Below are 12,752 nucleotides of genomic sequence, written 5' to 3'. Positions count from 1 at the left end.
GATAATTGTTTCCTGAGGTATGGGGAGAGTTCACCTATAAGCGCTCATTGCAAAGATATTACTGCAATACTGTCCTGTGGAATCTCTTTCAGTTTCGAAAACATTAGTGAGTATGTTCCAAAAACTGTAATTCGAATCCGAACACCACGGTTATTATTTATAAGATAGAAATATTGGATTACAGTCCAGCGTTTAGCAAGATAAGAGATTTTAGTATAAGGGAGAGTAACGGAGAAACTAAGGCAGTATATCCATACTTAAAGGATGGAAAGAGTGTAAAGCTAGAGTCACACAAGTTTGACTGGAACACTCCTGATCCTCGGATTGGGTTTAAGGACAACATGCTTGTAGCTATGGAAGGCAGTGTTGGTTATGGTATTGGTGGTGCCAGGGTTGAGCTTGAGATTGGTTACGAGCGCTTCAAGACCAAGGGTATTAGAGATAGTGGTAGTAAGGAAGATGAAGCTGATACAGTATATCTACTAGCTAAGGAGTTAGCTTATGATGTTGTTACTGGACAGACTGATAAGCTTACCGCTGCTCTTGCCAAGACCTCTGGTAAAGATATCGTTCAGTTTGCTAAGGCGGTTGGGGTTTCTCATCCTAGTATTGATAAGAAGGTTTGTAGTGGGAGTCATGCGAAAGGAGGAGCGGATAATACGCCGGAAAAATACGGGGTAACGCTTAGTAGCGGTGCTAAGGACACAGCTCAGTGTAGTGGATTACATGAAGGGAAGACAAAAAAATTTAGTGATTTTGCTGAAGGTGTAGGTTTACAAGATAATAAGAATTGGCCTACTGGGAGTTATTGGAAAAGCACTGCGATAGTGTCTGGTCCACAAAATAGCAATGCCACAGCTGTAGCTAAAGACCTAGTACAGGAGCTAACCCCTGAAGAAAAAACCATAGTAGCAGGGTTACTAGCTAAAACTATTGAAGGTGGTGAGGTTGTTGAGATTAGGGCGGTTTCTTCTACTTCTGTAATGGTCAATGCTTGTTATGATCTTCTTAGTGAAGGTTTAGGCGTTGTTCCTTATGCTTGTGTTGGTCTTGGGGGTAACTTCGTCGGCGTGGTTGATGGAATTCATTACACAAACCATCTTTAACTCTGAATACCCTAGTTAAGGTAAGTGAAGTAACTAGGCAAAATTAGTGCTGCACCACTCGTGAAACAAACTACGATCAGCGATTCACCATACTTAGTAGGTCCGTACAGTGGCTTTACGCTCTTACCCATCATGAAAAATACTTGCTATCTAGGAATCTCCTCTAAAACTTTACAGAGGTTATCTGTACTTCAAGGAAAGCTAATCTGTGGTCTGATGCGGATGGTGTCTAGAACATCACTCCTAAACTTGCTTATAGGTTAAAGGCTGGCTTGAGTTATCAGCTCTCTCCTGAAATCTCTGCTTTTGCAGGTGGATTCTACCATCGTGTTGTTGGAGATGGTGTCTATGATGATCTGCCGGCTCAACTACTTTAAATCACAGGTATACAAAAAGCCTATGCAATAATTCTCATTATTGAAAAACAAGACCAAGGGTATTAGAGATAGTGGTAGTAAGGAAGATGATGCTGATACAGTATATCTACTAGCTAAGGAGTTAGCTTATGATGTTGTTACTGGACAGACTGATAACCTTGCCGCTGCTCTTGCCAAAACCTCCGGTAAAGATATCGTTCAGTTTGCTAAGGCAGTTGAGATTTCTGCCCCTACCATCGATGGTAAGGTTTGTAATGGGACTCGTGGCGGAAAAGGCTCAGGGCAGAGTAGCCCATCGACGTTTGCTGCGGAGGCTACAGCCAGTGCAGTGGCACAGTGTAGCGGTTTTGCGGCTAAAAAAGATGGTTTAACGTTTAGCAAGTTTGTTACGGATGTAAAGATTAGTGAGAAGAATTGGCCCACGGGCAGGATATACAACAGTGGGGCCGAAGATGGTACTAAGAATGGTAATGCCGCAGCCGTAGCCGCAGACCTAACAAATCTCACTTCTGAAGAAAAAACCATAGTAGCAGGGTTACTAGCTAAAACTATTGAAGGCGGTGAGGTTGTTGAAATTAGGGCAGTTTCTTCTACTTCTGTGATGGTTAATGCTTGTTATGATCTTCTTAGTGAAGGTTTAGGCGTTGTTCCTTATGCTTGTGTTGGTCTCGGTGGAAACTTCGTGGGTGTTGTTGATGGGCATATCACTCCTAAGCTTGCTTATAGGTTAAAGGCTGGCTTGAGTTATCAGCTCTCTCCTGAAATCTCCGCTTTTGCGGGTGGATTCTACCATCGTGTTGTGGGAGATGGCGTTTATGATGATCTGCCGGCTCAACGTCTTGTAGATGATACTAGTCCGGCGGGTCGTACTAAGGATACTGCTATTGCTAACTTCTCCATGGCTTATGTCGGTGGGGAATTTGGTGTTAGGTTTGCTTTTTAAGGTGGTTTGTTGGAAGCGGGGTAAGTCAAACTTACCCCGCTTCTATTAGGGAGTTAGTATATGAGATCTAGAAGTAAGCTATTATTAGGAAGCGTAATGATGTCGTTGGCTATAGTCATGGCTGGAAATGATGTCAGGGCTCATGATGACGTTAGCGCTTTGGATACTGGTGGTGCGGGATATTTCTATATTGGTTTGGATTACAGTCCAGCGTTTAGCAAGATAAGAGATTTTAGTATAAGGGAGAGTAACGGAGAGACTAAGGCAGTATATCCATACTTAAAGGATGGAAAGAGTGTAAAGCTAGAGTCTAACAAGTTTGACTGGAACACTCCTGATCCTCGGATTGGGTTTAAGGACAACATGCTTGTAGCTATGGAAGGCAGTGTTGGTTATGGTATTGGTGGTGCCAGGGTTGAGCTTGAGATTGGTTACGAGCGCTTCAAGACCAAGGGTATTAGAGATAGTGGTAGTAAGGAAGATGAAGCTGATACAGTATATCTACTAGCTAAGGAGTTAGCTTATGATGTTGTTACTGGGCAGACTGATAACCTTGCCGCTGCTCTTGCTAAGACCTCTGGGAAGGACATAGCACAATTTGCGAATGCTGTGAAAATTACCAACTCCACTATCGATGGAAAGGTTTGTAGTGGAAAACATGCAGCGTTGGTAACTGGTAAAGGAAAGACGTATCATGAAAAACCGGGCACAATTGAAGACAATTCTGCGCAATGTAGCGGGTTAGGCGACGGTAGCGCGGGAGCAGACCAAAAGTTTTTGAGTAAGTTTGTGAGTGCTGTAGGGTTGTCGGAGAATAAAAACTGGCCTACTGGTCAGGCGGGAAAGAGCACGAGCGGTCCAGAGGTTGGCGCGCCTAATAGCAACGCCAACGCCGTAGCTAAAGACCTAGTAGCTCTTAATCGTGACGAAAAAACCATAGTAGCTGGGTTACTAGCTAAAACTATTGAAGGTGGGGAAGTGGTTGAGATTAGGGCGGTTTCTTCTACTTCTGTGATGGTCAATGCTTGTTATGATCTTCTTAGTGAAGGTTTAGGTGTTGTTCCTTATGCTTGCGTCGGGCTCGGTGGTAACTTCGTGGGCGTGGTTGATGGCCATATCACTCCTAAGCTTGCTTATAGATTAAAGGCTGGGTTGAGTTATCAGCTCTCTCCTGAAATCTCCGCTTTTGCGGGTGGATTCTACCATCGTGTTGTGGGAGATGGCGTTTATGATGATCTGCCGGCTCAACGTCTTGTAGATGATACTAGTCCGGCGGGTCGTACTAAGGATACTGCTATTGCTAACTTCTCCATGGCTTATGTCGGTGGGGAATTTGGTGTTAGGTAGTTTGAGGGTTGGGACGTTTCTTCTATCTCTGTAAGAACCCAAAACAAGCTACTAACGCTTCTTCTATACTCAACTCCGGGTATTACTGCTTTCTGACTGGTCTCTATACAGCTGCGGTATATTACACTGATATCTTGTAGTTTCCTGAGACGTTAGGAAGTTGTGCCTATAGAACTCCAAAGATTAAGAGCTGGTTTTGAGTTACACCCTATAACACATCAACACGGCATGTGCTGCAATACCTTCACCACGACCCAAAAACCCAAGCTTTTCCGTCGTTACTGCCTTAATGTTCATTTGTGATACATCAACATCTAACAGCTTAGACAGAAACTCTTTCATTTTAGGTACATGGGGCATTATTTTTGGTTGCTCACACACTATAGTCACGTCAAAATTTAGTATCGCATAAGATTTTGCGGCAGCCTTTTTTTGTGCTTCCAACAAGAAATAAGATGAGCTTGCATTCTTCCATTGAGGATCACTATTAGGAAAATGCTGCCCTATACTCCCCTCTCCCATGCAGCCTAATAATGCATCTGTAAGTGCATGAAGTGCAACATCCCCATCCGAATGCGCAACTATTCCCTGTGTATGCGCTACCTTTATTCCACATATGGGTATGTACTGCCCTTCCTCTCTTGACTCGGTAAATCTATGTACATCAAAACCCATTCCCACTCTGAACGGCATCCCTAAGTACCCCACTTACAATATGACAAAACACCCCGCCGGTATAAATCATACAGACTCAATAAGCAATTTACACCGCTCTACCACTACTCACACTGTTTAGTAAATGCAGGCGCAAACATCCCACGTTCGCAGTTTATTACACATGATGCACAAAATCCAAGTCGTGGTAGCATAGCAGAACAATAAAATCACACCATTTAAAGGCCCCACAACCTATCAAAACTAGCACACTTCTAACTACCCATGTGTTGCATATACAACTCAGCCCTAGTAACATCCTCGGCGGTAGTAATCTTAAAGTTGTTATAATCTCCCTCTGTAGTGATAACTGACATCCCACACGCTACCATTACTGATGACTCATCTGAGAAATATTTCTCCGGATCTGTGCTGTAAACTTCTTTGTGACATCTCAAAATATCCTTGTACCTGTATATTTGAGGTGTCTGAACTATTCTAACGGAATCCTTCGCTATTTCCTCCATAATAACTGAGTTTTCAACCCGACTTATGGTATCGCTAGGCTGCAAAACAGGTACAATCCCAGCATGATCCCGTAGATGGTAAGTTATAACGTCAGCACTTGGCAAACTAGCAAAAGGGCGACAGGCATCATGTATTATTACAAATTCTGGATTAATGTGTTCAATGCTTTCCAAACCTATGCGCACAGAATCTTGTCTGCGAGCTCCACCATATACTGGTGGTATAAGCAAATCCGTCACCTTTTTAGGAAGAGATAAGAGGGAATGTTCGTAGAAAGCATCCTGCCCCTGTCCGATCACAACCTTCACAGAATGTACAAATGAAGTAACCATCTGAGTGATGGTATGCGCAAGCACAGAATGACGTTGAATCCTGAGATATTGCTTCAGTTGGTTCTTATTTCCCAATCTCCTGCTTTCTCCAGCAGCTACTATAAGTACAACGAAAAGAGGCATCATAGTTCTCCAAGCAAACAAAAGATAATCTGGCAATTTATAGCAACATACTACACTTTGATATGCATATAAAGCCGGCTAGTAGCGCGTTATACAACTTTTGCCACTATTATTACAGTTAGTATCATAGTAATGTTGCTCTTATGCAAAAGCAAATGTAATATACGGGGTAGCATGTTCGGTTGTAAATTTGTCCTGATTTTCTGATATGGACATACTGTAAGTTAGATGTCACACATTGTTGTGTCTGAGCTACACAAAGATTGTGGCTGCTGTCATATAATTACACTACTTATGGTGCATGGGTTTTAGTACACAAGCGTTGTGTTTTCCAATGCGTCTCGCTATTACTCATCAAAAGAGCTCATTTGAAAGAAAAGAGTTGTGAGATGGGTTTATATGTCTATAGAAGACGATATTGCGGGGAATAATTCAGTTGCTGCGATCGAGGCAGAATCAACAATTGAGACATTACTAAGAACAGATTTAGCAGCGGAAAGGGTTGCGGCGCAGTTGAATGCTGAAATGCAGGATGATGCCGCTGAGATCATTTGTGCTACCAAAACAGATATCGATGTTCTTTTGCGTTTCATAAGGAAGCTGCAGAATGAGCAACGCGAGATAAAGAATCGTGAGTATACGTCTACCAGTGTATGGTACAGCTGGCTCGAGTTCCTAACCATGCTTGTAATTTTTCTTAGCTTTCTATCCACGGTAATAACATTATGCGCTATAGCGATTAACCCAGAATGCCATGAAGAGGGTAACGTTTTTTATGCGCTATGGAACATTTTCCAATCTAGTAGCAAATCTCTATCAACTAAAGTGACTCTCGCGATCTTAATTATATCTTGTGTTTTATTTACCGCTTGTTGTCTTACATACGCTACTATCCATGGTAAAGCGCAAAAAACGCAGGATGAATTGTCATCCCAGTTATGCCAGAATACGAGAATTTACGCCGAATTAAGGCCTACAATAGACTACCAAGTACTAATGGCTCAGAAAAACCTTCGTATCTCATCTGAGTTCATAAAAACGCGCATAGATTTGCTAGAATCCAATAGTATTTCGTCTGGAAGTCTTGGACATATAGAAGAGAAAATACAGAGAGATAACAAAAACCTCATCCATACTTTGGGCTCTAGAGTGACTGCACATCTAGAAAAAATGGATGAATGCATGCGGAACTTTCTCAAGAATATGCTCCACAATTCTCAGGCATCATCAAAAACAACACGTGACGAGATTGCAGCATTGGCAGAGCGTATGCGCCTTAATGAAACAAAGTTCAAAGATACATCAGAAGACCTGAGGCAATATTTGGAATTGCATCTTGATGTTATTCATACCATTTTGCAAGCCGATCAGAGGAAAAATGCAAGAAAACTATTAAACTACAAAAGTATTCTTAATGCCTGCTATGCAAGCATTGCAGACATTTTACAAAATAGCGTAACGGAAACTAAGATTTCTATAGAACAGTGTCTACAGCTTCACGGGAACTGTTTGCAAGCAGTCTTACGTACTGTGGTAGTTTCAGAAGTAGATGCAGAGCCTATTGCTACGTGTGTTATACTTCTAGAAACGCACGCCCGAATGCAAGCAACTGGTCACTATAAATCAGCTTGTGTATATGAAAGAGCAAAGAAAAAACTTAAGAATAGTTTCCCAGGTTTGAGCAAGACCCTTTTTAATGACAACCTAGCTGTTCATGAGGTACTAGCTGACATTTATGATGCTTTAACTAAGGAACTTGCACCTATATATGGGCTCTCTGAAACACTTTGCAACATAATAGAAAAAGAGTCATCATCTCTTCACCAGTACCGAGATATTTGTAAAAACATCTCACGAAATTGTGTCATGGCACTATTCGGCAAAAATGGTGTACTCAATCATGAAGGAAAACAAAAATGTTTTTACAGGAGCATGTTCTCCATCGTGCAAAATGGCCTGGAAGAAAACGCGAAGGGGTACGAAGAGCTGGAAAACATCAAGTCATGTGCTTCACGCCTAATCTTGATACCGTATATGATGAAGCTAATGCAAAGTCCGGAAAGTGCGCACAAAGATATCAATTGTATGAGCGGCGTGCTGAATAGTGTTTTTGCTTCTCTTGATGATATACCTCCAGCTTTATCGCAGAGCACCAACGTTACATCACAGCCCGTTATTGCTCAGAAAGCTTTACATGTTGGCAAGATCATATCTGAAAATGCGCGATAATATCGCGCGTTATGTACACACCCACAGTTTGCACAAAGCAGATAGAATAGCCAGAGTTAGAAGAACGTTTGACCCTGGCAATTAAATCTGGCAACCCTACCTCCAATGAATCACAGTTGGTACGCGTACTGCATTCCCCACACCTGTGCAGTATACTCCCTCGGTAACCTGCCGACGACATACCCATAAACCTCCAGATTCATAGATCAGGCAACAGGTTACTGACTTGCAACTTCAGCACCAACACACAATAAACCGAACCATTTGCTGTCACACGCTGGAACTTTGGTAGTATACTTTCCGGACTATCTACACAAAACAGGTCTAGTAAGGTGTTATTGAGACAGAATCAGTAATTTTCTGCTTCCAGTTTTGTAGTCGCAAAGAGACATTTTCATCCCACAGTCCAATAATAGACGCGGCAAGTACTGCAGCATTAAAAGCCCCTGCGGGGCCAATAGCCATAGTTGCCACAGGCGTCCCCTTAGGCATTTGCACTATAGAAAGCAGGCTATCCATCCCTTTCAAACACTCACTCATTACAGGCACACCTATTACTGGAATATGAGTAAGTGCTGCTACCATACCGGGCAAGTGAGCTGCTCCACCTGCTCCGGCGATAATGACCTTAAACCCTGTTTCATGAGCTGACTTGGCGAAATTAAATAACCTTTCAGGTGTTCTATGAGCAGACACAACAAGCGCCTCATGGGCTATCATGAGCTCATCTAGCACAGAAATTGCTGCACTCATAGTAGGAAGATCTGATTTACTACCCATTATCACAGCCACGGGCACAGGAGGCAATTTAGGTTCATTCATTGTTAGCCTTCGATACAGACGCTATTGCGGCAAAAAGCGCACGCTTGTTATATACATTTGTAATTGGTGCAGTATTATCCCCGATTATGGCAATAAACGGTATCTTCCCAGAAAAATATACTCCCTTACCAGAGAGTGCATATGCCAATTTGCCGTGATACTCGGAAGAGACGTTATACGGCTCAAAATTTATAATTTTCTGATCTCGCAGGAAAGCAGCCAATTTACTTCTACTAGTGTCAAGGGAGATGATCATTGGCTTTACATCTCTATAGCGGCTAAGAGCTTCAATAATATCAGGCATCTTTTCTATACAGTTACTACACCACGACGTATACAATACCAGGAGCGTAGGCCCTGAACCTATGTCAGAAACCAACTTATATAGAGCTTCATCTGAGTTTATTTCTTTAATGTGTATTTCGGCTTTTTCGAGCTCATACTCAGCGTTATCAATGCTACCTATGAGCGCAAAGGATGCAAGCGCAATAACACAAAATACTGCTATGAAGTACTTGTTATACAGTATCTTGGGAACCATGAATTCCTCTAATCAGTACGATAAACACAGCCCAATTATGGGTATGCATTTACTAACCTACAAGGTTTTTTGTTGAGGCTTCGTCTTATTGACGTAGCTTGGTACATGAATTAAGAATTTTCATGAGCCCCGGCAGTAAAATATTGCGTTTGGATGCCGAACTATGCCAAACAACAAAAATACATCTATATTAACTGGGAATTGAATGAGAAGGGTAGTACGTAGCTTGCCGTTGAATTTTCTGGATACAATATGGTCGGTACTGTCATTTATTGAGCAGCCTTACGCACACATATAGGCTTGATACTTTCTTCTTATTGTGTAGACTTAGCGCAATATGGTCTGCTGTGCATGGTATTCTATGGTTCAGACACTCACAAAGGCCCGAATTGCCTCCATGATTAATAGGGAAATAGGTTTATCAAGAGAAGATTCTTTGGCCATTGTGGGAGAGATATTGGATGAGATGTCATCTTCTCTTGTCCGTTGTGGCTCCCTTAAGATATCTTCGTTTGGTATTTTCAAGGTGATCAGAAAGAAGGAACGTGTTGGTCGAAATCCTAAAACTTTGGAAAAGTTTGTGGTAGAAGAGCATAATACTGTAACTTTTTGTCCTTCGGTAACGGTGAAAAGATTTATAAACGGTGATGAAACGTGATTTATAGTGATCTTGATAACATATCGGACCATAAACAAAGCTCGGACAAGGTGTTTGTTCCAATAGGTACAGTAGCCAAAGAAGTAGGTGTTGAGCAGTATGTGCTGCGTTTCTGGGAAAGCAAGTTTTCACAAATAAGCCCTATAAAAAGGAGAGGAAGGCGCTTATATGGCAAAAATGATATTGAGATCATAAAGAAAATAAAGCATATGCTATATGACCTTGGATACACGATCAAGGGCGCACAGGCAGAGCTAAAAAAGCAGCACAGTGTTTCAAAGGTTGCGAAAACAAACGATATCGCACTTACTCAGTTGCTTGAGAATATGTTGGCTATGCGAGAAATGCTTACAAAAAAATTGAACGGAATGTAGCGCAGCCTGGTTAGCGCGTCAGTCTGGGGGACTGGAGGTCATGGGTTCGAATCCCGTCATTCCGACCATTTGAGTTGACCACTTAGATAGTTTTTGTACTGTCGGCTCCTGTCCCGTTCTCTTACAGCGCAACTCTGTTGAGACCATTCATTAGTACTGCACATCACTAACTACGATACCTTAGAGCGCCATACCTATCCTGAACAGCCTCGTATCAAACTAACCATGCTGCGGGCAGAAGAAACCGCCCTAATCTCACCGATATGAGTAATATGTCACTTCATATTGTATCTGAAATGATATCCTAGATAGCTTCTCCCGGTATAAACCAAGCGCCTGAATAGTACCAAAAGTCTCAGATATTAGATTGCTGTAACGTAAACGTATTCACAGACAGCACAAACTATATGTCCAATCTTCCATTCCCAAGTTAACAAGGCAGAAGTGATGGCAATTCGTCTCTGATCCTTATGAAGGTAGAAGAAACCGCCCTAATCTCAATAGCCCCAGCAATGATCTAAATAGGGTCCTAGGTATAAACCTTGAACAGTATAGTAGAGAACTCGGCGTCTGCACGTTATGCTACTATAACGCGCCTCCACAACACGAACTCTATGCATAATCTTCCATCCCCAAGTACACTATGTCTAAGTGGAGGTAGATAGGCATCTCTCAACAACCTCGCCCCCTTCAATAGTTTTAGCCAGTAGCCCTGCTACTATGGTTTTTTCGTCACGATTAAGCGCTACTAGGTCCGTGGCTACGGCATTATTGATCGGTGTACCCTCTTTGGCATTGCTATCATGCATCCTCCCCGCAGGCGTATACTATCACTTTTGAGTGCCAAGGCCTTGAAGATATGAGATATGGCCATTTTTACGGAGACATGAACTTCTGAAAGACTTACGCTGTAATTACTCCTATAAGCACCCAAAATGCTCACAAATGTTGTATCGCAAACACGTATTCGATGTTAAAATGAGGCGTCTTTTATATAGTACGTATCATTGAGCCAGATGGGACTAAACTGCGGGATAGTAGGCCTACCTAATGTTGGGAAGTCTACATTATTTAATGCTCTAACACAAACCACGCTTGCAGAGGTGGCTAACTATCCGTTCTGTACGATAGAGCCTAATGCGGGCAGGACTATTGTCAGAGATGCTAGACTCAAAACCTTGGCATCCATGGCAGGTTCGCAGAATACTATTTTCAGCCAGGTAGAATTCGTTGATATTGCGGGTTTGGTGCGTGGGGCGAGTGCAGGAGAAGGTTTGGGGAACAAGTTTCTCGGCCATATCCGGGAAGTTGATGCCATTATGCACGTTTTACGGTGTTTTGAAGATGAGGATATACAGCATGTGAATAATGCTGTTAACCCAGTGCATGATGCAGAAATCGTGGAAATGGAACTGATCATGGCTGATATGGAAAGCGTGAAGCGTCGCATTATGAACGTTGCCAAAGCAGCTAAGTCCGACAAAACACAACATAGTCAAAAGGAACTACTAGAAAAGATTTTAGCAGCTTTGGAGGACGGTAGACCTGCAAGATCTGTAGCGGATGTTGCTCCCCAGGAGCTTAAGCACTTGCAGCTTTTAACTAGCAAACCCGTTATGTACGTATGTAATGTGGAGGACACTAATGCGGCTACTGGTAATGCCCTAGTTGAGGCTGTAAAAGAGATGGCGCAACGCTCTGGCAGCCATTGCTGTTATCTTTCGGCGAAGCTAGAAACAGATATACTCAGCTTCGAAGATGAAGAGATGAGAAGTAATTTTCTTGAAGAGCTGGGTATGGCGGAATCGGGTATCGATACAGCGGTAAGAACAATTTACAATTTATTAGATCTCATAACTTTCTTTACCCTAGGCCCCAAGGAGGCGCGTGCGTGGTCTATAATGCGCAATACGCCCGCGGATAAAGCTGCTGGAACTATACACACCGACTTTGAAAAGGGTTTCATAAAGGCTGAAACTATAAGCTTTGAGGACTACATTCAATGTGGGGGTGAGGCTGAATGTAAAAAGGCTGGTAAGGTACGGTTTGAAGGCAGAGATTATATAGTACAAGATGGGGACATAATGCACTTTAGAGTCAACAAGTAACATTGTGCGAAGAGAGTTTCTAAGTGGCGTAGGCATTAGCTTAGAAGTGGGCGAATGCTGCTGAGTAGGCATGAGTTGTGTTTGCGATGAGGTAGTACTTTGCTCCCTAAGGTGTAGTGTACACCTTAGCTTTTTCGATGGCGTGAACTATCTGTGGTGAGTTTATGCGAGTGCGTAGGCATATTGGCACCATGTAATCTTTTCCCTTGTGGTTCAGGTTTTCTAGGTGATGCTCTACCGTATGTAGAGTAGATGCATGGGGAAGTGTGAAGTGCGTCAGTGTTTTCTATATCATCGTAGGAAATGTACTTACTCTCAATCTTATCATCCTGTTTTCACATAGGAAAATGCGCATTATGGTGTTCTGAGCATTTAAATACAGTCACCAAAATGTTGTACCCTCTCAGATATGTCTGTTATGAGTCGTATGGCTGCGGTGCGGGAGAAGGTTTCGGGGAACAAGTTTCTCTCGGCCACATCCGGGAAGTTGATACCATTATGCGCGTTTTACGGTGTTTTGAAGGAGTTTTTATATCTAGTGCCCTTGATACTGTGTATGCCTTGAGTGTTATTCTCAGGTAGGATTACTTATATTAGTGGTTCTATGATT

General features: G+C 42.5%; 12 protein-coding genes, 1 tRNA gene and 2 pseudogenes. 10 read left to right on the top strand and 5 right to left on the bottom strand.

All coding sequences use genetic code 11. From position 1 onward, the window contains the following. Positions 1 to 173 precede the first annotated feature (173 nt). From APHWEB_RS02670 to APHWEB_RS02660, 4 genes and pseudogenes are all read left to right on the top strand, one after another. Positions 174 to 1,106, top strand: coding sequence for a P44/Msp2 family outer membrane protein (locus APHWEB_RS02670; RefSeq protein WP_020849486.1), 933 nt, complete (start codon positions 174 to 176; stop codon positions 1,104 to 1,106). A gap of 236 nt (positions 1,107 to 1,342) precedes the next feature. After that, positions 1,343 to 1,483: a P44/Msp2 family outer membrane protein gene (locus APHWEB_RS06010; RefSeq protein ID WP_080502925.1), complete on the top strand. Its 141-nt coding sequence runs from the start codon at positions 1,343 to 1,345 to the stop codon at positions 1,481 to 1,483. A 49-nt stretch (positions 1,484 to 1,532) separates the two neighbouring features. Next, positions 1,533 to 2,426, top strand: a pseudogene (locus tag APHWEB_RS02665) (P44/Msp2 family outer membrane protein); the annotation flags it as partial. Between the two features lie 60 nt (positions 2,427 to 2,486). Beyond that, positions 2,487 to 3,773 (top strand): P44/Msp2 family outer membrane protein, encoded by a 1,287-nt coding sequence (locus tag APHWEB_RS02660; protein WP_020849488.1) that lies wholly within the window; start codon positions 2,487 to 2,489, stop codon positions 3,771 to 3,773. Positions 3,774 to 3,974: 201 nt separating this feature from the next. Here the strand turns inward: APHWEB_RS02660 and ispF are convergent, their stop codons facing one another. Then, on the bottom strand, positions 3,975 to 4,466 hold the full coding sequence (gene ispF / locus APHWEB_RS02655) for a 2-C-methyl-D-erythritol 2,4-cyclodiphosphate synthase (protein WP_044104377.1): 492 nt from the start codon (positions 4,464 to 4,466) through the stop codon (positions 3,975 to 3,977). Positions 4,467 to 4,702: 236 nt separating this feature from the next. Next, positions 4,703 to 5,413 (bottom strand): IspD/TarI family cytidylyltransferase, encoded by a 711-nt coding sequence (locus APHWEB_RS02650; RefSeq protein WP_020849152.1) that lies wholly within the window; start codon positions 5,411 to 5,413, stop codon positions 4,703 to 4,705. A gap of 396 nt (positions 5,414 to 5,809) precedes the next feature. Here APHWEB_RS02650 and APHWEB_RS02645 point away from each other — a divergent pair, with 396 nt between their 5' ends. Then, positions 5,810 to 7,639, top strand: coding sequence for a hypothetical protein (locus APHWEB_RS02645; protein WP_011451302.1), 1,830 nt, complete (start codon positions 5,810 to 5,812; stop codon positions 7,637 to 7,639). A gap of 324 nt (positions 7,640 to 7,963) precedes the next feature. Here APHWEB_RS02645 and purE read toward each other — a convergent pair whose 3' ends face one another. Both purE and APHWEB_RS02635 read right to left on the bottom strand, forming a co-directional pair. Continuing rightward, a complete protein-coding gene (gene purE / locus APHWEB_RS02640; protein ID WP_011451303.1) occupies positions 7,964 to 8,461 on the bottom strand; it encodes a 5-(carboxyamino)imidazole ribonucleotide mutase in 498 nt (165 codons plus the stop codon). Then, complete coding sequence (locus tag APHWEB_RS02635; protein WP_011451304.1) at positions 8,454 to 9,002, bottom strand: TlpA family protein disulfide reductase; 549 nt, start codon at positions 9,000 to 9,002, stop codon at positions 8,454 to 8,456. Before APHWEB_RS02635 ends, purE begins: the two co-directional genes overlap by 8 nt. Positions 9,003 to 9,363: 361 nt before the next feature. Between APHWEB_RS02635 and APHWEB_RS02630 the strand changes: the two genes are divergently transcribed. The 3 genes from APHWEB_RS02630 to APHWEB_RS02625 all read left to right on the top strand — a co-directional run bounded on the left by APHWEB_RS02630 (position 9,364) and on the right by APHWEB_RS02625 (position 10,102). Beyond that, positions 9,364 to 9,660 carry an integration host factor subunit alpha gene (locus APHWEB_RS02630; RefSeq protein ID WP_021799148.1) on the top strand — a complete coding sequence of 99 codons (297 nt, stop codon included), beginning with the start codon at positions 9,364 to 9,366 and terminating at the stop codon, positions 9,658 to 9,660. Continuing rightward, the gene (locus tag APHWEB_RS06005; RefSeq protein ID WP_080502941.1) at positions 9,660 to 10,034 is read left to right on the top strand and encodes a MerR family transcriptional regulator; all 375 of its coding nucleotides are present in this window, start codon (positions 9,660 to 9,662) and stop codon (positions 10,032 to 10,034) included. Before APHWEB_RS02630 ends, APHWEB_RS06005 begins: the two co-directional genes overlap by 1 nt. Beyond that, a tRNA-Pro gene (locus APHWEB_RS02625) sits at positions 10,025 to 10,102 on the top strand. Before APHWEB_RS06005 ends, APHWEB_RS02625 begins: the two co-directional genes overlap by 10 nt. A 582-nt stretch (positions 10,103 to 10,684) precedes the next feature. On the opposite strand, the pseudogene APHWEB_RS06305 reads toward APHWEB_RS02625, so the two are convergent. Beyond that, positions 10,685 to 10,804 (bottom strand): annotated as a pseudogene (locus APHWEB_RS06305) (P44/Msp2 family outer membrane protein); the annotation flags it as partial. 246 nt (positions 10,805 to 11,050) lie between these two features. On the opposite strand from APHWEB_RS06305, the gene ychF reads away from it, so the two are divergent. Together ychF and APHWEB_RS02615 are read left to right on the top strand one after the other, a co-directional pair. Then, positions 11,051 to 12,142 carry a redox-regulated ATPase YchF gene (ychF, locus tag APHWEB_RS02620; protein WP_011451307.1) on the top strand — a complete coding sequence of 364 codons (1,092 nt, stop codon included), beginning with the start codon at positions 11,051 to 11,053 and terminating at the stop codon, positions 12,140 to 12,142. Between the two features lie 409 nt (positions 12,143 to 12,551). Further along, complete coding sequence (locus APHWEB_RS02615) at positions 12,552 to 12,707, top strand: hypothetical protein (RefSeq protein WP_162183389.1); 156 nt, start codon at positions 12,552 to 12,554, stop codon at positions 12,705 to 12,707. Positions 12,708 to 12,752 lie beyond the last annotated feature (45 nt).

Source organism: Anaplasma phagocytophilum str. Webster (genome assembly GCF_000964685.1).
Lineage (GTDB): Bacteria > Pseudomonadota > Alphaproteobacteria > Rickettsiales > Anaplasmataceae > Anaplasma > Anaplasma phagocytophilum.
The sequence above is the reverse complement of the archived record's forward strand: the minus strand, read 5'-3'. Positions and strand labels throughout refer to the sequence as shown.

Excerpts from the sequence above, each read along its gene's own strand:
- APHWEB_RS02660 (WP_020849488.1), top strand. The coding sequence starts at position 2,487 with ATGAGATCTAGAAGTAAGCTATTATTAGGAAGCGTAATGATGTCGTTG.
- ispF (WP_044104377.1), bottom strand. The coding sequence starts at position 4,466 with ATGCCGTTCAGAGTGGGAATGGGTTTTGATGTACATAGATTTACCGAG.
- APHWEB_RS02650 (WP_020849152.1), bottom strand. The coding sequence starts at position 5,413 with ATGATGCCTCTTTTCGTTGTACTTATAGTAGCTGCTGGAGAAAGCAGG.
- APHWEB_RS02645 (WP_011451302.1), top strand. The coding sequence starts at position 5,810 with ATGTCTATAGAAGACGATATTGCGGGGAATAATTCAGTTGCTGCGATC.
- purE (WP_011451303.1), bottom strand. The coding sequence starts at position 8,461 with ATGAATGAACCTAAATTGCCTCCTGTGCCCGTGGCTGTGATAATGGGT.
- APHWEB_RS02635 (WP_011451304.1), bottom strand. The coding sequence starts at position 9,002 with ATGGTTCCCAAGATACTGTATAACAAGTACTTCATAGCAGTATTTTGT.
- APHWEB_RS02630 (WP_021799148.1), top strand. The coding sequence starts at position 9,364 with ATGGTTCAGACACTCACAAAGGCCCGAATTGCCTCCATGATTAATAGG.
- ychF (WP_011451307.1), top strand. The coding sequence starts at position 11,051 with ATGGGACTAAACTGCGGGATAGTAGGCCTACCTAATGTTGGGAAGTCT.
- APHWEB_RS02615 (WP_162183389.1), top strand. The coding sequence starts at position 12,552 with ATGTCTGTTATGAGTCGTATGGCTGCGGTGCGGGAGAAGGTTTCGGGG.